This is a genomic window from Pseudoalteromonas peptidolytica, from assembly GCF_012641745.1.
GTDB lineage: Bacteria > Pseudomonadota > Gammaproteobacteria > Enterobacterales > Alteromonadaceae > Pseudoalteromonas > Pseudoalteromonas peptidolytica.
The window spans coordinates 1-870 of the sequence record NZ_WEHZ01000091.1 but is presented as its reverse complement, the minus strand read 5'-3'; the positions used below and the strand labels follow the sequence as shown (position 1 = coordinate 870).

The following is an 870-nucleotide window of genomic DNA, read 5'->3' as shown; positions in this document are numbered from 1 at the left end:
CAGTTAAGAAGTTGATCGGTTGACCGATCAAAATGATCATGCACAATCCGTAGCTAGGCAACTAACTACGGATTTTTTGTGAATATAGAACAAGCTCTTCATTCAGCTTTTGAAGAAAGCACGCGTTACCATACGTTTGAAAAGTTATCTGAAATTTTATCTTCTGAACTTATTGAACAAGGTTTTCAACAAGCAGGAGTAGCCACAGTTAGAAAGCGTAGGTTACCTCTAGAAGCGGTGCTTTGGTCTGTTATTGGCATGGCATTATTCCGTAAAGAGTCGGTCTGGAATATTGCGAATAAACTAGACATTATGCTGCCTGGTAAAAATCAGTTAGTCGCGCCGAGTGCCATGGTTCAGGCTCGCCAGCGATTAGGCGATGAACCCGTTAAGCAAGTCTTTAATAAAGCTGCTGATAATATGTACCACAACGAAGAGTTTGAAACTTGGGCTGGGTTAAATTTGCTAGCGGTTGATGGTGTTGTTTGGCGTACGGCCGACTCAGATGAAAATCGCGAAGCGTTCTCATCAGCTAGCAACCAATATGGTGATACAAGTTTCCCACAAATTCGCATGGTATGTCATATGGAACTCACCAGCCACCAACTTATAAGCAGTGAGTTTGATAGCTATAAGACGAATGAAATGAAGCTTGCTGAACGACTTATTGAGCGTACACCCAACCACTCGTTAACCATGTTTGATAAAGGATACTATTCACTGGGTTTGTTAAATCGATGGCACAGCACTGGAGAAGAAAGGCATTGGCTAATACCAGCCAGGCCTGATTTACAATACGAAGTTGTTTCTAAGGTTGGTAAAAATGACCTGATAATTGAGCTTAAAACCACTAAGCATGCGCAAAAGAAC

Annotated in this window: 1 protein-coding gene; it reads left to right on the top strand. The window is 41.7% G+C overall.

Annotation, left to right across the window (positions count from 1 at the left end):
* Positions 1 to 78 precede the first annotated feature (78 nt).
* Positions 79 to 870: IS4 family transposase (locus tag F9Y84_RS21855; RefSeq protein WP_168756805.1), on the top strand; the 792-nt coding region annotated here is incomplete at its 3' end.